The sequence below is a fragment of the Hahella sp. HNIBRBA332 genome, assembly GCF_030719035.1.
In the GTDB taxonomy this organism is placed as follows: Bacteria; Pseudomonadota; Gammaproteobacteria; order Pseudomonadales; family Oleiphilaceae; genus Hahella.
On the sequence record NZ_CP132203.1, the window covers coordinates 6,494,642 to 6,515,202 of the forward strand.

The 20,561-nt window shown below is 53.5% G+C and carries 22 protein-coding genes; 5 read left to right on the forward strand and 17 right to left on the reverse strand.

The features are described 5' to 3' along the window. Positions 1 to 44: 44 nt before the first annotated feature. Complete coding sequence (locus tag O5O45_RS28850) at positions 45 to 488, reverse strand: GatB/YqeY domain-containing protein (RefSeq protein WP_305902745.1); 444 nt, start codon at positions 486 to 488, stop codon at positions 45 to 47. 136 nt (positions 489 to 624) lie between these two features. Beyond that, complete coding sequence (rpsU, locus tag O5O45_RS28855; RefSeq protein ID WP_011399974.1) at positions 625 to 840, reverse strand: 30S ribosomal protein S21; 216 nt, start codon at positions 838 to 840, stop codon at positions 625 to 627. Positions 841 to 1,187: 347 nt separating this feature from the next. Between rpsU and tsaD the strand changes: the two genes are divergently transcribed. Beyond that, entirely contained in the window at positions 1,188 to 2,219 is a 1,032-nt protein-coding gene (tsaD, locus tag O5O45_RS28860) for a tRNA (adenosine(37)-N6)-threonylcarbamoyltransferase complex transferase subunit TsaD (RefSeq protein WP_305902746.1), read from the forward strand. 12 nt (positions 2,220 to 2,231) lie between these two features. On the opposite strand, the gene plsY is transcribed toward tsaD, so the two are convergent. Further along, the gene (gene plsY, locus O5O45_RS28865; RefSeq protein ID WP_305902747.1) at positions 2,232 to 2,816 is read right to left on the reverse strand and encodes a glycerol-3-phosphate 1-O-acyltransferase PlsY; all 585 of its coding nucleotides are present in this window, start codon (positions 2,814 to 2,816) and stop codon (positions 2,232 to 2,234) included. 135 nt (positions 2,817 to 2,951) lie between these two features. Here plsY and folB point away from each other — a divergent pair, with 135 nt between their 5' ends. Both folB and folK (O5O45_RS28875) read left to right on the forward strand, forming a co-directional pair. After that, positions 2,952 to 3,314 (forward strand): dihydroneopterin aldolase, encoded by a 363-nt coding sequence (folB, locus tag O5O45_RS28870; protein WP_164887393.1) that lies wholly within the window; start codon positions 2,952 to 2,954, stop codon positions 3,312 to 3,314. Further along, a complete protein-coding gene (gene folK, locus O5O45_RS28875) occupies positions 3,286 to 3,807 on the forward strand; it encodes a 2-amino-4-hydroxy-6-hydroxymethyldihydropteridine diphosphokinase (RefSeq protein ID WP_305902748.1) in 522 nt (173 codons plus the stop codon). Before folB ends, folK (O5O45_RS28875) begins: the two co-directional genes overlap by 29 nt. Before the next feature lie 15 nt (positions 3,808 to 3,822). Here folK (O5O45_RS28875) and pgi read toward each other — a convergent pair whose 3' ends face one another. The 10 genes from pgi to dksA all read right to left on the reverse strand — a co-directional run bounded on the left by pgi (position 3,823) and on the right by dksA (position 16,143). Next, entirely contained in the window at positions 3,823 to 5,496 is a 1,674-nt protein-coding gene (pgi, locus tag O5O45_RS28880; RefSeq protein WP_305902749.1) for a glucose-6-phosphate isomerase, read from the reverse strand. A gap of 33 nt (positions 5,497 to 5,529) precedes the next feature. Next, positions 5,530 to 6,381, reverse strand: a complete 852-nt coding sequence (gene panC / locus O5O45_RS28885; protein ID WP_305902750.1) for a pantoate--beta-alanine ligase — start codon at positions 6,379 to 6,381, stop codon at positions 5,530 to 5,532. After that, a complete protein-coding gene (gene panB / locus O5O45_RS28890) occupies positions 6,378 to 7,172 on the reverse strand; it encodes a 3-methyl-2-oxobutanoate hydroxymethyltransferase (protein WP_305902751.1) in 795 nt (264 codons plus the stop codon). The genes panC and panB overlap by 4 nt, the downstream gene beginning before the upstream one ends. A gap of 87 nt (positions 7,173 to 7,259) precedes the next feature. After that, positions 7,260 to 7,742 (reverse strand): 2-amino-4-hydroxy-6-hydroxymethyldihydropteridine diphosphokinase, encoded by a 483-nt coding sequence (folK, locus tag O5O45_RS28895; protein WP_305902752.1) that lies wholly within the window; start codon positions 7,740 to 7,742, stop codon positions 7,260 to 7,262. Next, positions 7,739 to 9,112 carry a polynucleotide adenylyltransferase PcnB gene (gene pcnB / locus O5O45_RS28900; protein ID WP_305902753.1) on the reverse strand — a complete coding sequence of 458 codons (1,374 nt, stop codon included), beginning with the start codon at positions 9,110 to 9,112 and terminating at the stop codon, positions 7,739 to 7,741. Before pcnB ends, folK (O5O45_RS28895) begins: the two co-directional genes overlap by 4 nt. A gap of 989 nt (positions 9,113 to 10,101) precedes the next feature. Next, positions 10,102 to 11,490: a sigma-54-dependent transcriptional regulator gene (locus O5O45_RS28905; protein WP_305902754.1), complete on the reverse strand. Its 1,389-nt coding sequence runs from the start codon at positions 11,488 to 11,490 to the stop codon at positions 10,102 to 10,104. Positions 11,491 to 11,493: 3 nt separating this feature from the next. Then, positions 11,494 to 14,460, reverse strand: coding sequence for a sensor histidine kinase (locus O5O45_RS28910; RefSeq protein WP_305902755.1), 2,967 nt, complete (start codon positions 14,458 to 14,460; stop codon positions 11,494 to 11,496). Continuing rightward, a complete protein-coding gene (locus O5O45_RS28915) occupies positions 14,450 to 14,626 on the reverse strand; it encodes a hypothetical protein (protein WP_041598984.1) in 177 nt (58 codons plus the stop codon). Before O5O45_RS28915 ends, O5O45_RS28910 begins: the two co-directional genes overlap by 11 nt. Positions 14,627 to 14,772: 146 nt before the next feature. Beyond that, positions 14,773 to 15,687, reverse strand: coding sequence for a tRNA glutamyl-Q(34) synthetase GluQRS (gluQRS, locus tag O5O45_RS28920; RefSeq protein ID WP_305902756.1), 915 nt, complete (start codon positions 15,685 to 15,687; stop codon positions 14,773 to 14,775). 15 nt (positions 15,688 to 15,702) lie between these two features. After that, a complete protein-coding gene (dksA, locus tag O5O45_RS28925) occupies positions 15,703 to 16,143 on the reverse strand; it encodes an RNA polymerase-binding protein DksA (RefSeq protein WP_305902757.1) in 441 nt (146 codons plus the stop codon). A 220-nt stretch (positions 16,144 to 16,363) separates the two neighbouring features. On the opposite strand from dksA, the gene sfsA reads away from it, so the two are divergent. Then, entirely contained in the window at positions 16,364 to 17,089 is a 726-nt protein-coding gene (gene sfsA, locus O5O45_RS28930) for a DNA/RNA nuclease SfsA (protein ID WP_305902758.1), read from the forward strand. A gap of 7 nt (positions 17,090 to 17,096) precedes the next feature. Here the strand turns inward: sfsA and O5O45_RS28935 are convergent, their stop codons facing one another. The 4 genes from O5O45_RS28935 to O5O45_RS28950 all read right to left on the reverse strand — a co-directional run bounded on the left by O5O45_RS28935 (position 17,097) and on the right by O5O45_RS28950 (position 20,373). Continuing rightward, on the reverse strand, positions 17,097 to 17,444 hold the full coding sequence (locus O5O45_RS28935; protein ID WP_305902759.1) for a Rieske (2Fe-2S) protein: 348 nt from the start codon (positions 17,442 to 17,444) through the stop codon (positions 17,097 to 17,099). A 7-nt stretch (positions 17,445 to 17,451) separates the two neighbouring features. Continuing rightward, positions 17,452 to 18,243, reverse strand: coding sequence for a cyclic nucleotide-binding domain-containing protein (locus O5O45_RS28940; protein WP_305902760.1), 792 nt, complete (start codon positions 18,241 to 18,243; stop codon positions 17,452 to 17,454). Between the two features lie 15 nt (positions 18,244 to 18,258). Next, the gene (locus tag O5O45_RS28945; RefSeq protein WP_305902761.1) at positions 18,259 to 18,600 is read right to left on the reverse strand and encodes a pentapeptide repeat-containing protein; all 342 of its coding nucleotides are present in this window, start codon (positions 18,598 to 18,600) and stop codon (positions 18,259 to 18,261) included. 198 nt (positions 18,601 to 18,798) lie between these two features. Beyond that, complete coding sequence (locus O5O45_RS28950; protein ID WP_305902762.1) at positions 18,799 to 20,373, reverse strand: bifunctional aminoglycoside phosphotransferase/ATP-binding protein; 1,575 nt, start codon at positions 20,371 to 20,373, stop codon at positions 18,799 to 18,801. A gap of 36 nt (positions 20,374 to 20,409) precedes the next feature. On the opposite strand from O5O45_RS28950, the gene O5O45_RS28955 reads away from it, so the two are divergent. Next, positions 20,410 to 20,547: a hypothetical protein gene (locus tag O5O45_RS28955; protein ID WP_305902763.1), complete on the forward strand. Its 138-nt coding sequence runs from the start codon at positions 20,410 to 20,412 to the stop codon at positions 20,545 to 20,547. Positions 20,548 to 20,561 lie beyond the last annotated feature (14 nt).

The window sequence follows — 20,561 nt, forward strand, 5'->3', positions numbered from 1 at the left end:
AATATTGAGAAACTTCTGGGTGATTAAAATGGTCGCAGAAGAGATCAGGACAAAGCTTTTTTAACTTTCTGCCCGATGACCGCCATATCCGCACGTCCCTGAACCTGTGGTTTCAGGATCGCCATTACCTTCCCCATATCGCGTATCGACTCCGCGCCTGATTCATTTACCGCAGTTTGGATAAATTGATCAAGTTCTTCTTCGCTGAGCGCCTCAGGCAGAAACTCCTGAATTACGTCCAGCTCAAGCTGTTCTTTGGCGGCCAAGTCATCCCGGCCCGCGGCGGAAAATTGAGTGATGGAGTCTTTGCGTTGTTTCGTCATTTTATCCAGAACTTCGAGGACGCGAGCATCATCAACTTCAATGCGTTCGTCCACTTCGATCCGCTTAATGTCGGCCAGAATCAAACGAATAGCGCCAAGGCGATCTTTCTCCTTGCTGCGCATAGCCGATTTCATAGCGTCCGTTAAACTGTCTTTCAATGACATGGCCGAATAGTCTCTGTCCGTATTGGATATTATGAGCGAAGTAGAACTGGAAAATACAAGGCTTGTAAAAACCATAATAACGCCAACAACCCGGCCTCAATAGTATTAAGACCAGGTCAATGCGGGCGTAATTCGATTAATACAGGCGCTCGAAACGTCTTTGTTCGCGTTGAACTTTCTTCGCGTGACGTTTTACAGCTGCAGCCAACTTGCGCTTTCTTTCTGAAGTCGGCTTTTCGTAGAACTCGCGACGACGTACTTCTGAAAGAATTCCTGCCTTTTCGCATGAACGCTTAAAGCGGCGAAGGGCAACGTCAAATGGCTCGTTCTCTTTAATTTTTACGGAAGGCATATCCCCTCTCTATGATCTGCAAAAACCGAATTGGTTAAATTGTGTCAACCTAAATAGGGCGCGCATTGTAATCCTGATAGGCTGTCCTTGTAAAGGTATTGGCCTGTATAAATTCTAACAAATCTGTGCGAGCGGCGCCCAATTTAAAGGTGATTGGGATTGGAATAGTTGCCACGATGGCTATAAGATGCCCGGCTTGGGCGAGCGGCCCAGCTGGTTGCTGCTGCCAGACGTTTGGGCGTTTAGCTGGTTTTTATTGTATTGTCCTGACGTAGACGACAATCAAGAGCGTCCCGATAAGTATGGTGGCCGACCTGTACGGCGATTTGATGATGGCGGAACGGAACATGTTAGTACTGGGCATAGAAACATCCTGCGACGAAACCGGAATTGCGTTGTATGACGGAGAGCGTGGACTGTTGGCTCACACGTTGTACAGTCAGATCAAATTACATGCGGATTATGGTGGCGTAGTGCCTGAGCTGGCCTCTCGTGATCACGTGCGGAAAGTTATTCCTTTGATCGAAGAGGTGCTAAGTCAGGGGGGCGTCACCAAAGGTGATGTCGATGCTATCGCGTATACGGCGGGCCCAGGCTTGGTTGGCGCATTAATGGTGGGGGGCGCAATCGCCTCGGCGCTGGCCTACGCTTTGGATATCCCCACGATTGGCGTTCATCATATGGAAGGGCACTTGCTGGCGCCCATGTTGGAAGAAAATCCACCGGAATTTCCTTTTGTCGCTCTTTTGGTTTCTGGCGGCCATACACAGTTGGTGCGTGTTGATGGCGTCGGCGAATATGAGCTGCTAGGGGAGTCTGTTGACGACGCCGCTGGGGAAGCTTTCGATAAAGTGGCCAAAATGCTTGGCCTGGATTACCCCGGCGGCCCTCAAGTCGCCAAGTTGGCGGAGCAGGGGAATCTGCAGCGCTTTAGATTTCCTCGTCCGATGACGGATCGCCCTGGGTTGGACTTCAGTTTCAGCGGGCTTAAGACGTTTACGTTGAATACGCTTCAGGAGGCGGAAGCCAGTGGTGGCGTTGACGACAATTTGCGCGCAGATGTCGCCGCCTGCTTTCAGGAAGCTGTGGTGGAGACTATGGTGATCAAGTGCCGTCGGGCGCTCAAGCAGACTGGATTGAAACGATTGATCATGGCCGGCGGCGTCAGCGCGAATCGTCGCCTGCGGGAAAAGCTTCAACAAATGGTCAAGGGCGAGAAAGCGCAGGTGTATTATGCCCGGCCGGAATTTTGTACGGATAACGGCGCGATGATCGCTTACGCTGGCTATCAGCGTCTGGCTGCCGGACAAAGAGGAGATCTTGGCGTTGTCGCCACGCCACGCTGGCCTTTAGTGGAATTGCCTTCAATTAAAGGCTAAAGGCGCGGGAGATCAAAGCGAACGCTCTTTGCCCTTGGCCAGATTGATGATGTTCTCTCGGTGTCGAATCAGGATGAACAGCGACAATATGAGGAATAGGGCGAGATGTTCTGGATTAAGTCGCCATGCCACCCAAGGCGCCATTACCGCAGCAGTCAGCGAGGCAAGGGACGAAATTCGCTTCCAATATACGACGGCCGCCCACACTAGCGTCAAAGCGAGAGTTGTCTGCCAGGCCAGCGCCAGTCCCGCTCCCAAAACGGTGGCGACGCCTTTACCTCCCTTGAAATGATGGAATGCCGGCAGCATATGGCCGACAATCGCCGCTACGGCGGTGACGCCTTGTTCATAGGGAGAAAGCCCCAGCATGGCTGCGATGCCGACGGCGGCAGCGCCCTTGGCGGCGTCCCAGAATAGGGTAAGCGCGGCGGGAATAGGGCCGCCGAGGCGGTAAATATTAGTCGCTCCAGGATTTCCGGAGCCCGCTTCGGTGGGATCGGGGAGCTCGAAGTAACGGCATACCCAGTAGGCGCCCATGATGGAGCCGAGCAGGTAGGCGATGGATGTCGCCATAAGAAGTTGAAAAGGATGCTCCATAGGCCCCCTGCAGCTTAAAATAGATCAGACTGCGTAGATTATGAGCCATAATAGAGGTTGCTTGTCTACACCCCTTTGGTCGCTGGGGAGCGCTGCTTCCCCTGTGTATAGATGACGGGCGTATGATTAGGTGTCATGGATACAGTACTTATTGAAGGTTTGCAGGTAGACGCCATAATCGGCGTTTACGAATTTGAGAAGGGATATCAACAACGGCTTTTTGTTGATATCGAGCTGGGATGCGATATTTCTGGCGCCGCGCGTGAGGATAACCTTGATCTCACCTTGAATTACGCAGCTGTCAGCGAGCGTTTGCGTGAGTATGCCGCAGCCAGTCGCTTTCAGCTTATTGAGACTCTGGCGGAGCGGTTTGCTGAATTGCTGCAGAAAGAGTTTGGCGCGCCCTGGTTGCGTCTGACGATCCGAAAGCCCGGCGCTGTCGCGGAAGCGCGTAGCGTGGGAGTAAGAATTGAAAGAGGAGCTCGCAAGAGTGGTTAAAGTGGTTGTTGGTATTGGCAGCAATATCGACCCGGATAAGAATATTGCTCTGGCGCTGGATGCACTGGACGCACACTTTCAGGATCTGCGTTTATCGCCTGTATATGAGTCGGAAGCGATTGGGTTCACTGGCGACGCCTTTATCAATTTGGTGGCGGCGTTTTACACCGAGGAGCCGGTTGGCGCAGTGCAGCGGACCTTGAAGCAGATTGAAGCTAGCAGCGGGCGTACTGGATTGGAATCCAAGCATTCTGGGCGCACGCTGGATATCGATATCCTTACCTATGGGGATGTTGTAGGGGTAGTGGAGGGGATTGCCCTTCCGCGAGGCGAAATAACCGAGAATGCTTATGTTTTGCTGCCACTGGCGGAACTTGAGCCCAATGAGCGCCATCCAGCCTTGAAGGTCTCCTATGCGGAGTTGTGGGAAAAGTACGATCGCGCCCAGCAACTTCACAGGGTCACGTTTAGTTGGCGCGATCAGACTTTCTAGCGGAACCGGGGAAAGTTAGCTCCCGGAACCGTTGGCTTTGCGGAATTTCTCTACCAGTGCGGCGCTGGATGGGTCAAGCGCATCTGTCGACGCGCCGGTGTCCAGCAGCATGGGCAATATACTGTCGCTGAGTTGTTTGCCCAGCTCTACGCCCCACTGATCAAAAGAATTCAAATTCCAGATAACTCCCTGCACGAAAACTTTTTGTTCATACAAAGCGATCAGTGCGCCGAGCGTATGCGGATTGATTTCTTCCATCACCAGCGTGTTGCTGGGACGGTTGCCAGGAATCACTTTATGAGGCGCCAGCTCGTCTGCACGCTCTGATGACATGCCTGCGTCAAGCAGTTCCTGACGCGCTTTCTCAAGAGACTTGCCGCACATTAATGCCTGACTTTGCGCAAAGCAATTGGAGGCCAGCATGGCGTGATGGCGTCCGGCGGGCTTGTGGGATCTCAGCGGAAGTATGAAGTCCGCTGGCGTCCAGCGTGTGCCTTGATGCAGTAACTGGTGATAGGCATGCTGGCCGTTAGTGCCAGCGCCGCCCCAGATAATCGGGCCTGTGGCGTAGTCGACGCTAACCCCTGCGCGATTGACGCCTTTGCCGTTGCTTTCCATATCAACCTGTTGCAGGTGCGCAGGAAGATTCTCAAGCGTCTGGTCATAGGGCAGGATAACGTAGCTGTCCGCGCCCAGGAAATTGTGATACCAGATGCCCAGCATGCCCATCAATACCGGCATATTTTGCTCAAGCGGCGCTGTTTTGAAATGCTGATCCATGGCTTCTGCACCGGCGAGCAAATCTCTGAAGGCTTTCATACCAACCTGCAGCGCAATGGGCAAACCAATGGCGGACCATAATGAGTAGCGTCCACCCACCCAGTCCCACATCGGGAATACATTTTCCGCGTCGATACCGAAATCACGGGCGCGCTGTACGTTGCTGGAAACTGCGACAAAATGCTTGCTCAGTCCCGCTTCAGAACCGCCTTCGCGTAAATACCATTCGCGAGCGGTCATGGAGTTCGCCAGTGTCTCCTGAGTCGTGAAAGACTTGGACTGGACGATGAACAAGGTGGTTTCTGGATTCAGGTTCTCAAGGGTGTAGGCAATATCAGAGCCGTCCACATTGGAGACGAAATGGCAGCGGATGTTTTCCTGCCAATAAGGACGCAGTGCTTCCACTGCAACGCGAGGCCCCAGGTAAGAACCACCGATGCCGATACTGACGACATCGTTGATCGGCTTGCCGCTATACCCTAACCATTCGCCGCGGTGAACCTTGCTGACGAACTGCTCCATTTGCGCCAGGGCGCTGCGGATTTCTGGTTTGATATCCTGGCCATCCACCAGCACTGGCGTATCGGAGCTGTCACGTAGTGCGGTATGGAGAACCGCGCGACCTTCCGTATGGTTGATTGGCTCGCCAGCGAACATAGCGTCGATGGACTTTCTCATCCCTGCGTCTTCAGCCAGTTTTACCAGCATTTCAAGCGTGGCGGAGTTTGCTCTATTCTTGGAGTAGTCCAGAGTGAGCCCCGCCGCACTGAGAGAGTAGCTTTGAACTCTAGCGGGATCGCGGTGAAAGTAATCCAGAATATGGTCGTTGGCGGTGTCTGCAGCATGTTGCTGCAATGCCCGCCAGCTTTCTTTAGCCTTATCGTTAAGCGTTTGAGGCGTGTCTTGCATTGTTTTGAATTTCCTTGGGATTGATGATGGATATCAACCTAGGTGTACGCTGATGTTGTCGATAAGCCTTGTCGTTCCCAGATAGGCTGCCGCAAGTATCGTAATGTCGCTGTCGCTGGCGACAGCCGGAGACAGAGTGTCGCTGTTCACGATATTGAAGTAGTCAGGAACGAAGCCGGCTTCTGTCAGTTTATTGTTGGCTTCTGCGCTGATAGCGGCAAAGTCCTTGTCGCCATTTTCGATCTGCTCCGCACTTTCTTGCAGGAGCTTGTACAGCAATGGCGCCGTTTGGCGTTGTTCGGCGGAAAGGTAGCCATTGCGGGAGCTCATCGCCAGACCGTCCGCTTCCCTCAGGGTTGGGCCGCTCTCAATGACGATGGGGAGATATAGGTCGCGGGTCATTTTGCGGATGACCGCCAATTGCTGAAAGTCTTTTTCACCAAATATGGCGACATCCGGCTGCACCATGTTGAACAGCATGGATACGACGGTCGTGACGCCAGTAAAGTGCCCGGGACGGCTGGCGCCGCAGTGAAGCTCGCTCAGCGCCGGTGTAATGACTTTGGTGTGGCGCTCCAATCCCTCGGGGTACAGCTGATTGACTTCCGGAGTGAACAAAAGATGGTTGCCGGCGGCGACCAACTTTTCTTTGTCTGCGTCCAGGGTTCTCGGATACTTATCCAGATCCTCGTTTGCCCCGAATTGCAGCGGGTTAACAAAAATGGAAGTCACCACATAGTCGCACACCTCCTTGGCTTGTTTGACAAGGCTGACGTGTCCCGCGTGCAAATTGCCCATAGTGGGCACCAGTCCGATGCGTTTCCCTTGCGTGCGCTGCTGCCGGATTGCGGCGCGCAGGTCTTTAATCCTGTGGATGGTGATCATATGTTGAAGCTGTGCTCCTCCGCCGGAAATGCGCCGCTCTTAACGGCTTCCACGTAACCCTTAAACGCTACTTGAATAGAATCGGAACCGGCAAGGAAGTTTTTGACGAACTTCGGTTTTTTGCCTGCGCCGACTCCTAAAAGATCGTGCATAACCAGTACTTGCCCGTCAGTGTATGGGCCTGCTCCAATGCCGACGACCGGCGCGCAGACTTCTTCCGTCAATTGCTTGGCGAGCTTGGTAGGTACGCATTCCAGCAATAATATGTCAGCGCCGGCTTGTTCCAAAGCCTTGGCGTCTTCCAGCATCAACTGGGCCTGGCTTGCTTCTTTGCCTTGCACTTTGTAGCCGCCGAACTTGTTGACGGATTGCGGCGTTAGCCCCAAATGAGCGCATACTGGGACGCCTTGGCGGGAAAGATGGGCAATGGCGTCACAAAGCCAGGCTCCGCCTTCCAGTTTCACCATGTGCGCGCCCGCCTGCATGAGCTGCTTGGCCCCGGCCATAGCCTGCTCTGGCGTGCCGTAACTCATAAAAGGCATGTCGGCGATGATAAACGCGTTGCGCGCGCCGCGTTTGACCGACGCCGTATGGTAAACCATGTCTTCCAGGCGAACTGGAACTGTGCTGTCGTGACCCTGTAAAACCATGCCGAGCGAATCGCCGACCAATATTACCTCAACGCCTGCCTGATCCATTTCGTAGGCGAAGGTGGCGTCGTAGGCGGTCATTACCGCGAATTTTTCGGATTTTTTCTTGAGGTCCAGGAGGGTGCTCAGAGTGATGGACATGCAATCATCCTGTACTGTTGGAGGCAATAGACTAAATGGAAACCTGACGTGAATAAAGTCCCGGATGCGTTGAGGCGTCGTTGCGCCCTACTGAATACGCTCAATGCCTTCTTGCGGTAAGGTCGCAAGCAGGGCGGATATCGATCCGATGCCCGGAATGACGCAGTTCGGCGCAATTTCAGCTAGGGGAATTATAACGAAGTTACGTTCGTGCATGGCGTAGTGAGGTATGGTCAGTACGTCGCTGTCGATGACTTGTTCGCCAAATAACAGCAAATCCAGGTCCAGGGTTCTGGGGCTCCAGCGCTCGCCTTGGCGTACGCGGCCTTGATTGTTCTCGATCGTCTGTAGCTCACGCAACAGGGCGAGAGGCTCCAGACTGGTTTCCAATTGCGCGACGGCGTTGACATACCAGGGCTGATCAGGCGCGCCGAGCGGCGCACTGCGATACAGGCTGGACGCCTGCAGTAATTGGACGCCGGATATGTCTTCTAAAGCACTTAGAGCCTGGTGCAGCTGTTGTTCAGGCAGGCTTAGGTTGCTGCCCAGGCCGACAAAGCAGATTGTCATTGCGACGGCGCACTGTTGTTGGTGCGGCGTGGTCGTCTGCGCGGACGTCTGCGCCCACCGGAGCCATCCCGTTTAGGGCCTTGCTGCTGTAATTTGCTGCGCCCCTGGTCATCGGCTTCCTGATAGCGCGTCCACCATTCGCCAAGTCCTTGCAGGTCTTCTCCGCTTTGTTCGCGTAAGACCAGGAAGTCGTAGGCGGCGCGGAAGCGGGGATGCTCTACCAGGCCCTGCAAACGCTTGCTTTGTTTACGAGGCAGACGAAGCTGTAATTCCCAGATTTCGCGCATGGGCTGGCTGAAACGTTTGGGCAACGCGGTATGTTTGACCTGCTGCGCCAGCACTTTGTCGATTGCTTTGTGCATAGCCTGCATGGGCGGTAAGCCGTCATCCAGATAGCGTTGCTGTAGCCTCTGCATTGGAGACCACAGCATAGCGGCGTACAAAAACGCGGGGGTGACCGGCTTGTCCTGAGCAATTCGCTTATCTGTGTTGCGCAGCGCCTGCAGAATCAGTTTTTCCGCATGGGGGTGCTCGCTTTCCAGCAGGCGGTCAGTTTCTGGAAACAGAAACTTGAATAAGTCGAACTGACGCAGAATTTCGAATGTGCGTACAGCTTTACCGGATAAGAAAAGCTTGAGTACTTCTTCAAACAAGCGCGCAGAGGGAATGTTGAGCAACAAGGGACCCAGCTCCAGGATAGGGCTGGCGGTACGTTCTTCTATTGAAAAATCCAGTTTTGCGGCGAATCTCGCGGCGCGCAGCATGCGCACAGGATCTTCCCGGTAACGGGTTTCAGGATCGCCGATCAGGCGCAGAACCCGGTGTTCAATGTCTTCAATGCCACCTGCGTAGTCATAAATACTGAAATCTCTGACGCAGTAATAAAGCGCGTTAATGGTGAAGTCGCGGCGTAGCGCGTCTTCTTCCTGGTTACCATAGACATTGTCGCGCAGGATCTGACCTGAGTCGCTGGTAACGGCGTCGCCAGCGTCATCGCCGGCATTTTGATGGCCGGCGCGGAATGTTGCGACTTCTATGATTTCACGGCCGAAACGCACATGGGCGAGTCGGAAGCGACGTCCGATCAGGCGGCAGTTGTTGAACTGCTCGCGCACCTGTTCCGGAGTTGCGCTTGTTGCGACGTCGAAGTCTTTAGGTTGTGCGCCCAGTAATAGGTCGCGAACGCCGCCACCGACTAAAAAAGCGTCATAGTTGGCGCTGTTCAGGCGGTAGAGAACTTTCAACGCTGCAGGGCTGATCTGCTTGCGTGAGACTATATGGCTGTCGCGGGGGATAATTCGCAGTTTCAAAGGTTTTGCGCCGGCTTCTTTGCGTCCCGGTTTTATCAGGCCCATTAACTTTTTCAGCATGACGATCTTGTGTCTATCAATACCAATGATTTCGAGGGCCGGAGTGTACTCTTTTGTAACGGATATTGCGACAGCAAAAGCCGTGCCTCATGCGCCGTGGAATGTGGCTGAAAGGTGTTCAGACCCTATATGCTTTAAGCATAGCGCTGATGGGGCATTAGTCGACAAAAGACGGAAATTTAAGAAGAAAATGAGAAGAGGGGAGAATAACTAAGGGGAAAGCAATGTTGCTTTCCCCCACTGAGAAGAAGGTTAGACTATTTTTTGTTTTTATTTTTGTCTTGGTCCCAAACGATTGGTCGCTCCACAATTAGAGCCTAGAGGAATTAGTTACAAACGGAACGCTTTGAATACTTCGAGTGATAATAGGGATTTGGATAGTGTTGTTTACGTCTAGAACGTCCACTGTTGTGGTTCTTCTTAATACTAGACACCCTACCCATACCTTGAAATACCACTAAAAAGCTCGGCATCCAAAACAATCAGTTCGCCACCCGTATTTTTATTTTTGTTCTGGGTTGTTCTTTTTGTTCACTCTGCTTTTTTATTTTTATTTGTGCAGTTCAGTGCATTTTTATTTTTATTTTGCACTGTAAGAGAGCATGGTGCGTGCCAAGAAATTAAAAAAACATTATAAAACAGCAATGTAGGTGTAAGTGTTCAAAAGTCATACGTGTTTTTGCTTACCTGAGTGTTACTAATGCCCACTGAAAGGGCATCATGGTGTTCCCCAAAGTAACGCTGGGTAACAACTCAAACTCAGTTGGTGTCACAAAGAGGGGCGCGAGGCGCATTTAGGCTGTTTTTTAATCAAAATTATGGCCCACATTAGTGAATATGCAAGTCAACTTCGCGTAACAATTTAAGATTGTGAGCAATAAATGCGCGTGATCGACTGAAAGTTGATCAGAAAGAAACGATTTGGGGCGTGAGAATAGAGTCTATGGGGAGGCTGCAGCCCGGATGAGCCGGGCTGGCTGGGAAAAGTGTTACTTTGCGCTTTTTTTTGTGCGCGGTATGCCCAAACGCTGTCGACGCTCCCACAAACTTTTTCGGCTGATGCCCAATTTGCGGGCTAACTCGGTTTCGCTCATGGTGTCCTGATTTTCCAGTACAAAGTGCTGGAAATAGTCCTCTAATGACAGGTCGGTGCCTTTATCCGCGCCTTTGGAGTTGGCCGGATTATCCATGCTCAGCATGCCCTCGGGGATATCCAGTTCGCCCTCCAGGTCAATCGCCAGTAGGTCCTTACCAATTTGGTCGCCGTCTGAGAGGATGACAGCGCGCTCCACGGCGTTCTCCATTTCTCGCACGTTACCTGGCCACTGGTAGCGGCGGATAAGAGTAAGGGCGTCCTTATCGAACTTAAGGTTGGGCTTATCCATGCGGTCGCCCATTTTGGCCAGCAGCATTTTAGCCAGACCGATGACATCGTCTTCCCGGTCGCGTAGTGGGGGAATGCGGAGCTGCATGACGTTAAGTCGGTAAAACAAGTCCTCCCGGAACTCGCCCACTTTCGTCATTGCCTTGAGGTTACGGTGCGTTGCTGCGATAAGGCGCACGTCCACCTGTTTGGACTGGGTGGAGCCGACCCGGCGAATCTCGCCCTCTTGGAGCACCCGTAATAAACGCGCCTGGGCTTCCAGTGGCAGTTCGCCGATTTCGTCGAGAAACAAGGTGCCGCCATCAGCCGCCTCTATCAGGCCGCTACGCGCACCCACAGCGCCGGTAAACGCGCCTTTCTCATGACCGAATAGCTCGGATTCGATCAAGGTCTCTGGAATTGCTGCGCAGTTGACGCAGATGAGGGCTCCTTCCCTGCGTCGGCTCAACATGTGCAGGGCGCGAGCGGCCAGCTCTTTGCCCGTACCTGACTCGCCTTGAATCAGGACGGTGGTGTCAGTCGGAGCGACTTTACCGATCAAATCGAACAGCTTCAGCATTTCCGTGCATTCGCCGAACATCAGATCATTGATGTCCGCACGCGCTGAGGCGTTTTCCGCTTCGAGTTTGGGAGGTGAGGGCTTGGCCGGTCGTCGGTCCAAGATGGATTTGATCGACGCCAGCATCTCGTCGTGATCGAAAGGTTTGGCGATATAGTCCACTGCGCCGAGTTTCATGGAATCCACGGCGGAGCGCAGGCTGGCGTAACTGGTCATGATCAGGACGGGAGTCTCGGTCGCCTGAATCAGATCGGTGCCGGGACGACCCGGGAGACGCAGATCGGAAATGATCAAATCCGGCTTGCTTTGCTCCGCAACTTCCAGGGCGCGATCAACGGAGTCCGCTTCGGCGACGGCGTAACCGTTATGCTGTAAGAGTCGCGTCAGGGCGGAGCGGATAATGCTCTCGTCTTCTACAATCAAGATTAAAGCCATAGCTTAAGTTTCCGTTAACTCTGCAGAGATACTTTCTGAGTCGGACTGATAAGCCGGTAGTTCGATAATGACCCGGGTTCCTTTGCCGGATTCTTTATCCGCCGGACTTTCTATCCGAATGTGGCCGTAGTGCTCTTCTATAATGCTGTACACCAGAGACAGCCCCAAACCAGTGCCCTTATCAGGGCCTTTGGTGGTGTAGAAGGGCTCGAACAGGTGATCTATCTGATCGCCGTTAATGCCGCTGCCTTCGTCCTCGACTTCGACGTGGATGGAATACTGTTGCAGCGTGGCTCTCACCCAGATATTGGCTGAAGCCTCAGAAGCGTCGCGGGCGTTGCTGAGCAAGTTGACGAACACCTGCACCAGACGTTGTCCATCGCCCATTACCTTTACCGTTTCGTCCACTTCGTTGACGTAGAGCACCTGTGGCTCTTTAGTGGATAAGGAGAGTAAGTGTATCGCTTCGTCGACGCAACGTTTTAACTCTGTCGGTCCATGCTGGGCGGACTGGGTGTAATTACCGGAGCGGGCGAAATTCATCAGGGTTTGCAAAATTCTGGAAACCCGCTGGGTCTGTACAAGAATATGCCCCGCAGTCTCCAGCACTTCTTCGTTGCTGGTCATAAGTTTGAGGTTTTGGGCGAGACAGGCGATGCCCGTCACCGGATTGCCAATCTCGTGAGCGACTCCCGCTGCAAGGCGCCCCACAGAAGCGAGGCGTTCGCTGTGGACCAGCTCGTCTTCCAGCAATTGGGTCTCCGTATAATCCTCCAGAAGCAGCACTTGCCCCGCGCCGGACGCCCCATCGCTTTCAATCGCGGCTTTGTGCAGATTGAACCAGTGCGGTGAGCCGTTAATATCCAGGCGTTTTTTGGAGACATGGCGCTCTTCCGCATTGGCGAAGCTGAAGAGCAGCGAGGACCAGGGCTTGGCGATGGCGCTGATGTGCGAGCCGATGACCTGAGGGGCGGAAATCCCCGTCAGTTGTTCCATTGCGTGATTCCACATCAACACCTCAAGGTCGGCGCCTAAAGAGCAGGTGGCGATAGGCAGATTTTGCAGGGTTTGCCGATGGTAGCGCCGCAGTGTATCCAATTCGCCGGCAAGTCCGCTGAGGCGGTTATGGTATTCCTCCAGCTTGCTTTCAACGAAGTAAATGTCCTGAGCGGGCGCAACGCTGGTGGCGGGTTTGAAGCTGAGGTTCTGCTTGACGATATCCTGCGCCAGGGCCGGGCCCAGCAGTCCTGACAGATTGGCTTCGATCTGATCGCGTAATCTGCGTAGCGCATAGGGACGGTATTCGACTTCATGCAACTGCAACTGCGCGAGGGCGTGATTCACTTCCCTTTCGGCGGCTTGGCGACCAAGAGACTCTGTCAGGAAATCCTTAAACTGCTCGGAACTGGTGGCGACTAATTCGCGCCGTGATGGACGCATCAACGTGTCCACGGAGCAGGCCTGGGCCGATCGCGCTTCCGCTTGAGAGGCGTCGGTAAACAGGCTGACCATGACGAAAACGAAGATATTCAGCGTTAGCGACGCCATCACATAGTAGTGCCAGTCGTCGGGGTTGAAACTGTAGCTGTCGCGCCATGGGTTGACCGAGAACACGTCTACGCCGAACAGGATGGGCAATGGCATAGTGACGAACCACAGACTTACGCCGGCGCACAAGCCACTGATGAACCCGTTGCGATTTCCCAGTGGCCAATAGATAACCGCCATGACTCCCGGCAGCAACTGCAGACCGGCGGAAAAAGCCAGTATGCCCAGCTCGGAGAGGGAGAAGCGGTTGTCCAGGAACAGAGAGAACAGGTAGCCGGAGCCAAGAATAAACAGGATCAACCCACGCCTTACCCAGGTCAGCCAGGAGTAAATATTGCCGCGGGACAAGGGCTGATACACCGGGAGGATAACGTGGTTGAGCATCATCGAAGCCAGCGCCAGGCAGGTTACGATCAGTAAGCCGCTGGCGGCGGTCAGTCCGCCAAGAAAGGCGACAATGCTGATCCAGGGGGCGTTAAGCACCTGTCCCAGGCCGAGGATAAAAAACTCCGGCGTAGTAGGAACGGATAGCTTGATGCCCGCCCACATGAAAATGGGGATGGGCAGGCTCATCAGGAGCAGGTACACGGGCAATCCCCAGCTCGCTTTGTAAAGCGCTGTCGGATTCAGGTTTTCCGTAAAGGTGACATGAAACATATGCGGCATCACCAAAGCGGAAGCGAAGAATATCAGCAGCATCGCCCGCCAGGGACCTTCCTCCAAATGGCGTTCCATGGCGCTGATGCGTTGCGCGTTCTCTTGCAGCCAGCTATTCACTTCTCCGAAGCCGCCGAACACCTGATAGGCGATCAATATGGCCAGGGCCAGAATGATCACCAGCTTGAGGCCGCCTTCAAGCGCTATCGCCACGATCAGGCTGGGGTGTCTTTCCGCGCGAGTCTGCCCCCGGGCGCCAAAAAAAATGGCGAAGAAAATAATCATGCCGCAAAACAGCAGACTAACGATCCGCGTATCCTCAGAAGGCGCCAGGACGTGTAGAGAATTGTCGAGTGCCTGAAACTGCAAAGCCAGTAGCGCCAGCGAAGCAAAACTGATAAAGAGCGTGCTGATGGTGCCAGCCGCCTGACTTCTATAGCGGAAAGTGAATAAATCCGCTATAGAAGAAAGTTGATAGGATTTGGTGACCCTCAGAACCGGAATCAACAACACCGGCGCAAGGAGGAATGCGCCGCAAACGCCCAGATAGAAAGCCAGGAAGCCGTAGCCGAATTCGTAGGCCAAACCGACGGAGCCGTAAAACGCCCAGGCGCTGGCGTAGACGCCAAGAGATAGAACATAGGTGGCGGGGTGCCGGACCCAGCGCAAAGGTATCCAGCCGCGCTCAGTGATGTAAGCCAAGCCAAACAATGCGCTTAGGTACAGGGCTCCGTAAGCGAGCAGGCTCCAGGCGCTAAAATTCATTCGGTCCCCGCTTTCGCTCTAACCAGTATGCGACGACGATCAGCAGGAACCAGATAATGTAAGGCCTATACCAGGCGCTACCCGGCGCGATCCACCAGTCCATGATCACTGGTGAAAATATGTAGACGCCTAAAATCAGCAGAAACACCAAGCGATAAATATACATAGACCGCGTTACCAAAATACCCGGAAGACTAGGTTTGTCCATGTTACTGGAGGAAACGGGAGCATGCAAAATACCTTTTTTGCTTCCCAATTGGTTGTTTTCGCGCACTTATTAAATATAAGCGGGTGAAAACAGGGTAACAGCTTTTAAGCGCTTTGTGCGCTGGCTATATCAGGTAGGGGAACGCTGCGAAGTCCATGGATCCTCTCGCGGGACCAATTTAGCGTTAGTAGCGGTAAAAGCTCTTGGGGCGTTTCGGCTTGCATCAGCTCTGTGTTATCGATCAGCAGCGCCGCTGCCGCCGCTCTGAGGTTGCTCATGATTTGCCGGTTATCTAGCCCGGGGGCCAGATTCTGCTTGCTGAGTTTGGCCCCGGATGCATCGATGACGACCGGGAAGTGTCCAACTTGCGGTGACTCTCTGCCCAACGCTTTATACATTTGATACTGCAATGGCGTGGAGTCAAGCAAGTCGGAGCCGCGAATGATGTGGCTGATTCCCTGTGCTAAATCATCGCAAACGACCGCCAGTTGGTAGGAGAAAAAGCCTTCTTTGCGCCGAATGACGAAGTCATCCAGTTCCCCGTGCAGATGGTAGGGAACGTCACCCTGTATCAGGTCATTGAAACTGTGTTCTGCGTCAGTTACGGCAAACCGGTAGGCGTATTCGGAGCCAGGGTTCGTTTGGCGTAGGCGGCAGGCGTCCAGGTGACGACCGTGGCGCTCAGACAGCTCTTTGCGACTGCAAGGACAAGGGTAAGCGTGACCACTCGCAAGCAATTGCGCGAGTAGCTCTGTGTAGGAGGAGAGGCGGCGAGATTGATAGACAACGCTTTCGTCCCACAGCAGGCCGTGAGCTTCAAGTGTTCGTAGTATGCTGTCAGCGGCGCCGGGGACTTCCCGTAGTGGATCGATGTCTTCGATGCGAACGAGCCAGACGCCTTGTCTGTTGCGCGCATCAAGATAGCTGGCCAGCGCGCCGACCAATGAGCCGAAGTGAAGAGGGCCTGTGGGAGAGGGCGCGAAGCGCCCTCGATAGATATCCGAAGAGACTGCCTGCATGGAGGCGAGGCCGGATTAGATGCCGGTTTGCTTTTCCCGAATCTCCGCCAGCGTTTTGCAGTCAATGCACAGTGTGGCGGTTGGGCGGGCTTCCAGGCGGCGAATACCGATTTCTACGCCGCAGGACTCACAAAAACCGTAATCTTCCCGATCAATCTGATCGATAGTCTGGTCAATTTTCTTGATCAGCTTACGCTCTCTGTCGCGAGTACGTAGTTCCAAGCTGAATTCTTCTTCCTGAGTTGCCCTATCGCTGGGGTCTGCATAGTTGGCCGCATCTTCTTGCATATGGTGCATGGTGCGGTCTACTTCTTCCATGAGCTCTTGTTTCCAGTCCAGCAGGATCTGTTTGAAATGCTCCAGCTGAGCAGGGCTCATGTATTCTTCGTTTTCACCAATTTCATACGGAGTAAAATTCGTGAACTTACCAGCGCTACCCGCTTTTTCATTTGGCATATCTTCTGCCTCGTCTAGTCACTTCTCAATACCAAGTAGTGTAGGCTCCAGCGCCCGCACTGGACTCATATTTGCTAATATTCGCGATTTGTCAGGATTTAAGCGAGCGAAACATAGCAGATAACTGAACTGATCGCCAACCCTTATTTATTTCAAAGTAGCCCAATTTAATGCGATTGCTATTTTCGGGGTTTATCAGTGCGAATAAGGAGTCATTTTTTTGAAAATAGATATAGTTTCAACGCCTGGAAGACTGCTGAAACGATACAAGCGGTTTCTGGCGGATATCCAACTTCCCAACGGCGTCGAGCTGACCATTCACTGCCCTAATACGGGGGCGATGACGGGATGCGCTGAGCCGGGGAGTCTTGTGTACTACAGCGACTCCGGCAATCCCTCCCGCAAGTATCGACATACATGGGAACTGGTGGAAACTCCGGCAGGAGAGTTCGCCTGTGTGAATACGGCGCGTCCCAATCAGCTTGTGGGCGAGGCGATTGACGCAGGTGTGATCAAGGAGTTGCAGGGATATGCTTTGAAAAAGGCGGAAGTGAAATTCGGTGATCAAAACAGTCGGGCTGATTGGGTGCTTTCCGGTTCCTCAGAGCTTCCCGACTGTTATGTAGAGGTGAAAAACGTCACTCTTTGCATAAGTGGGCGTGGCTACTTTCCCGATGCCGTCAGTACACGCGGGCAAAAGCATTTGGAGGAGCTGATGTCCGTGGTGAGAAATGGGAAGCGGGCTGCGTTGGTCTTTTGCGTCAACCATAGCGGTATTTCCGTGGTGAGCCCTGCCTCTCACATCGACGCTCGTTATGGGGCTTTGCTGACGGAAGCCATTGAGGCTGGGGTGGAAGTGTTGGCGTATAAATCAGAGATAACGCCCGGGGAAATAAGGCTTTCCCAGAAATTAGACGTGATTCCGTTCGATCTGGAAGTGTTGTAATTCTGTGTCAGCTAAGCAGGTAAAAGCGCCATTCATCGCTAGTGCGCTCCATCTCCAGTCGCTGAAGAGACTGCCCCTGGCAGGGGCCGCTGATGCACTCTCCTGAATGGATCAGAAAAAGCGCGCCGTGTGTCGCGCAGTGAATAAATTGCCGGGCGTGGTCGAGAAACTGGTCCGGCATCCACTCCAGCTCGATGCCTAAATGTGGGCAGCTATTTATGTAAGCGAAAAGGGCGTTTCGTTGCTTGACGACAAAGACGCTGTGGCCGGCTAAATGAAAGCCGCGGCTGGCGCTGTCGTCTAACTGATCCAGCTCCCAGGCGGGCACGGCGCCCAGCAGTTTTCGTAACGCCATGAAAAAGCTATAGCGCGGCGGAATCGCCAGTCAGGCGGCGGTTCAGGTCGTTGATGGTCCGAGCCATATTTTCCAGTAAATGGAAGCAGGTTTCCGGGTGGGCATGAATCAGACTGACGAACTGGGACTTGGGCACCGCCATGACCGTGCATGAATTCCCCGCCACAACAGTGGCGTTGCGAGGGGCGTTGGTCAGCGCGGCGATAGCGCCGAAAATTTCCCCTTCGTGCACTTCTCCAACTTCCTGTTCATCGATAAAGACTTTCGCGTCGCCCTTCATCATGGTGTAAACGTTATCTGCTTCTTCACCCTGACGAATGATGACGTCTCCCGGTTTGTAGCGGGTAAACCCAGCCTGGGGGCGATGTTGTTCTTTACTGATATCGCCATAGGCGTGGCTGAAAAGCGTCATCAGACCGACAACATAGCTTTGCCATGTATTGGCGAGTTGTTGGTTTTCTTTCAACAGTTCCTGAAAGGCGACGGGAGAGAAGCAATCCAGTTGCACAGGATCTTCACATACATAGCTGACAGTCGCGGCCTTAATGCCGCCTTCAATGCCTGCGACATCTCCGGGTTGAAGGATGTACGCGACGCGATTATCCATGACAGCGGAGAGCATTCCGCGTCTCACCAGACACAAGTGCCCGCGGGGAATGCGCCGGAACAGATCTGTGCCGGGGTATAGCTCAATATTGTTTGGGCTGGGAGGAAGCAATCTTTGCAGGCTGCGCGCGGAGCTGTTTACGTATTCGAGTAGGCCTTCGACGGAGGCCACGTGTTCACCAAGTAAAAACATAGGTCCGGTTCCGGTTCAACGACGGTAGCGTAGGCGCGTGCCATGGGTGACTGACATTACAATCTCATCTGGAGACAGCTCTTCAGGGAAATAACAGCCTGAGATTTTGGTGCTGGCGATACTGGCGCCTTCCAGGTCCGCTTTGCGGAAATCAATGCCGCGTAGATCCGCTCCGCGAAAGTACGCGCCTTTAAGGTCGAGGCCTGATGCATCAAGGCCTCGTAAATCCAAGCCGCGAAAATCACAGAGTTCAAAGCTGGGCACAGGGGATGACTGTTTCTGCTTATTGAACTCGTCGACCTTCTCAGAACGAAGCAGTTGATAAAGAGGGTGATCTATTATCTTGACCCGTTCCATTGAGCTGCACCTCCGGAAACAATTCTGCGACTGGGCGGATAAGGCCGCCCTGAGTAAACGCTAATCGGAGCGCCGTTATTGTAACGACGCATAATCGCAGTATAGACAGAGGTTTAAGTCAAGTCATGTAGTGTTCCGTAACAAAACAGAACGATAAAACGACGCAATCGCAGTGGCTATGGAGTGAGGCGGCGCAGCTCATGCTGCGCCGAGACGTTGTACTAACTTTTCAGTCAGGGTATGGATGTCCTCTGAGCTATCCGTGGCGACCACCAGCACATGAGGCAACTCGTCTTCCTGGAACGGCTCGTCCCGGGTAAGCTGCTTGTGCATGACCTCCACACCGGCTTCCGCAGGATCATCGTTCTTTGCTTTGCGGCGGTTTAGGCGGCGCTCAATTTCATCCAATGGCACGCGGCAATCCACCACAGCGAAGGGGATGCCTTCTTCCTCCGCCACTTTTTCCATCTGCTGGCGTTGATCGTAGCGAAGAAATGTGGCGTCGATGATTACCGCCGCTCCGCAGTGCAGCAGGGCGCGGGCGGTGTCGGCGAGATGGCTGTAAGTTTTAATAGAGGCGTCTTTGTTATAGATGCCCTGATCGCTGCCGGAAGCGCCAGTATTGTCTAGATGAGAGAAACCGAACAGGCGCTTGCGCTCTACGTCCGAACGCAGACGAATAGCGCTCAAGCGTTCCAGCAAACGCGAAGTGATAGTGGATTTGCCCGTGCCGGAAACGCCATGGGTGATGAGCAGAAAGCGCGCAGGCACATCCATGTAGCTTTCCGCCAACTCCAGGTACTTGCGATATTTGCGTACCTGTTCCGCCTTGGCCTCTTCGCTCAACCCTGGCGCGCCAAGGGTAAACAGCGCCACTTTACATCTCACCATGGCGCGGTATGACTTGTAGAAAGGCAGCAACTCAGCGCCGGCGTAATCGCCAGTCAATTCCAGGTATTTATTCAAAAACCGGTAGGACAGATGTTTCATGCCCCGATCTTCCAGGTCCATCATCAGGAAGGCGAGATCGTTATAGACATCTGTCCAGCGAAAATCCTCGTTAAACTCAATGCAGTCAAACAGAGTGACTTTATCTTCAAACAGGGTTACGTTGCCAAGATGCACATCGCCATGGCATTCGCGCACGAAGCCCTTATCTTTACGCGACTGTAGAAATGGACGCAGGCGCTCGTAGGTGCTTTGCGCCCAGCCTTCGATGTATTCCAGTTGCCGTAACTCCGCAGGATCCGACAGCATCGGGCGGACCTGATCGAAGTTTTGCTGCACTGGCGCGAATACTTGCTCAGGGTCGCCAAATTCACAGCTGCTGTCAGCGACAGCGGACTCTTGCATGTGGAAGTCCGCCAGTTGCTGGCTGAGAGCGTCCAGGTAGCGGGGCAGCTTATCTGAGTCATTGGGTAGCTTGCTGAGCAGATCGTTGGGATTGAACTGCTTCATCTTGACGGCGTATTCGATCACATCGCCATCGCCGTCAATGGAAGGCTTCGCCTCTGAGCCGGTAATTCTCACCAGCCCCTGGTAAATCTCCGGCGCCAGACGGCGATTGAGCCTCAGTTCTTCCTCGCAATAGAAGCGGCGGCGCTCCAGATCTGTAAAGTTAAGAAAGCCGAAATCCATGGGTTTCTTGATTTTGTAGGCGTATGGCCCGGTCAGGATGACCCAGGAGATGTGTGTTTCGACGAGTTGAAACTGTGTGACGGGATGTCCATAGACTGCCGGATCCTGCAGCGCTTTAATTAAGCTCTCGCTCACGCGTCGCTCCTTCTTATTTAATATTGCGAGGGTTTCATGCCACTGATTGCTGAAATTGGTTATGATAACCGCCGCGACCGCCCGAAAAACAATCATCTGGCGCACATCAAACGTCCTGAAACAACGCGTTTCAACGAGAATAAAAGGCAGCCGCGCCAGCAGACTAGAGCTTAAACCATCTACATTCC

What these genes read in the sequence shown, in the direction of transcription:
- panB (WP_305902751.1), bottom strand. Translation starts at nt 7,172, where the DNA reads ATGTCCATCACTCTGAGCACCCTCCTGGACCTCAAGAAAAAATCCGAA.
- plsY (WP_305902747.1), bottom strand. Translation starts at nt 2,816, where the DNA reads ATGGAGCATCCTTTTCAACTTCTTATGGCGACATCCATCGCCTACCTG.
- O5O45_RS28905 (WP_305902754.1), bottom strand. Translation starts at nt 11,490, where the DNA reads ATGGCTTTAATCTTGATTGTAGAAGACGAGAGCATTATCCGCTCCGCC.
- O5O45_RS28915 (WP_041598984.1), bottom strand. Translation starts at nt 14,626, where the DNA reads ATGTATATTTATCGCTTGGTGTTTCTGCTGATTTTAGGCGTCTACATA.
- dksA (WP_305902757.1), bottom strand. Translation starts at nt 16,143, where the DNA reads ATGCCAAATGAAAAAGCGGGTAGCGCTGGTAAGTTCACGAATTTTACT.
- O5O45_RS28935 (WP_305902759.1), bottom strand. Translation starts at nt 17,444, where the DNA reads ATGGCGTTACGAAAACTGCTGGGCGCCGTGCCCGCCTGGGAGCTGGAT.
- pgi (WP_305902749.1), bottom strand. Translation starts at nt 5,496, where the DNA reads ATGCAAGACACGCCTCAAACGCTTAACGATAAGGCTAAAGAAAGCTGG.
- rpsU (WP_011399974.1), bottom strand. Translation starts at nt 840, where the DNA reads ATGCCTTCCGTAAAAATTAAAGAGAACGAGCCATTTGACGTTGCCCTT.
- panC (WP_305902750.1), bottom strand. Translation starts at nt 6,381, where the DNA reads ATGATCACCATCCACAGGATTAAAGACCTGCGCGCCGCAATCCGGCAG.
- O5O45_RS28940 (WP_305902760.1), bottom strand. Translation starts at nt 18,243, where the DNA reads ATGTTTTTACTTGGTGAACACGTGGCCTCCGTCGAAGGCCTACTCGAA.
- O5O45_RS28850 (WP_305902745.1), bottom strand. Translation starts at nt 488, where the DNA reads ATGTCATTGAAAGACAGTTTAACGGACGCTATGAAATCGGCTATGCGC.
- folK (WP_305902752.1), bottom strand. Translation starts at nt 7,742, where the DNA reads ATGACAATCTGCTTTGTCGGCCTGGGCAGCAACCTAAGCCTGCCTGAA.
- tsaD (WP_305902746.1), top strand. Translation starts at nt 1,188, where the DNA reads ATGTTAGTACTGGGCATAGAAACATCCTGCGACGAAACCGGAATTGCG.
- pcnB (WP_305902753.1), bottom strand. Translation starts at nt 9,112, where the DNA reads ATGCTGAAAAAGTTAATGGGCCTGATAAAACCGGGACGCAAAGAAGCC.
- O5O45_RS28955 (WP_305902763.1), top strand. Translation starts at nt 20,410, where the DNA reads ATGCCACTGATTGCTGAAATTGGTTATGATAACCGCCGCGACCGCCCG.
- folB (WP_164887393.1), top strand. Translation starts at nt 2,952, where the DNA reads ATGGATACAGTACTTATTGAAGGTTTGCAGGTAGACGCCATAATCGGC.
- gluQRS (WP_305902756.1), bottom strand. Translation starts at nt 15,687, where the DNA reads ATGCAGGCAGTCTCTTCGGATATCTATCGAGGGCGCTTCGCGCCCTCT.
- O5O45_RS28945 (WP_305902761.1), bottom strand. Translation starts at nt 18,600, where the DNA reads ATGGAACGGGTCAAGATAATAGATCACCCTCTTTATCAACTGCTTCGT.
- O5O45_RS28910 (WP_305902755.1), bottom strand. Translation starts at nt 14,460, where the DNA reads ATGAATTTTAGCGCCTGGAGCCTGCTCGCTTACGGAGCCCTGTACCTA.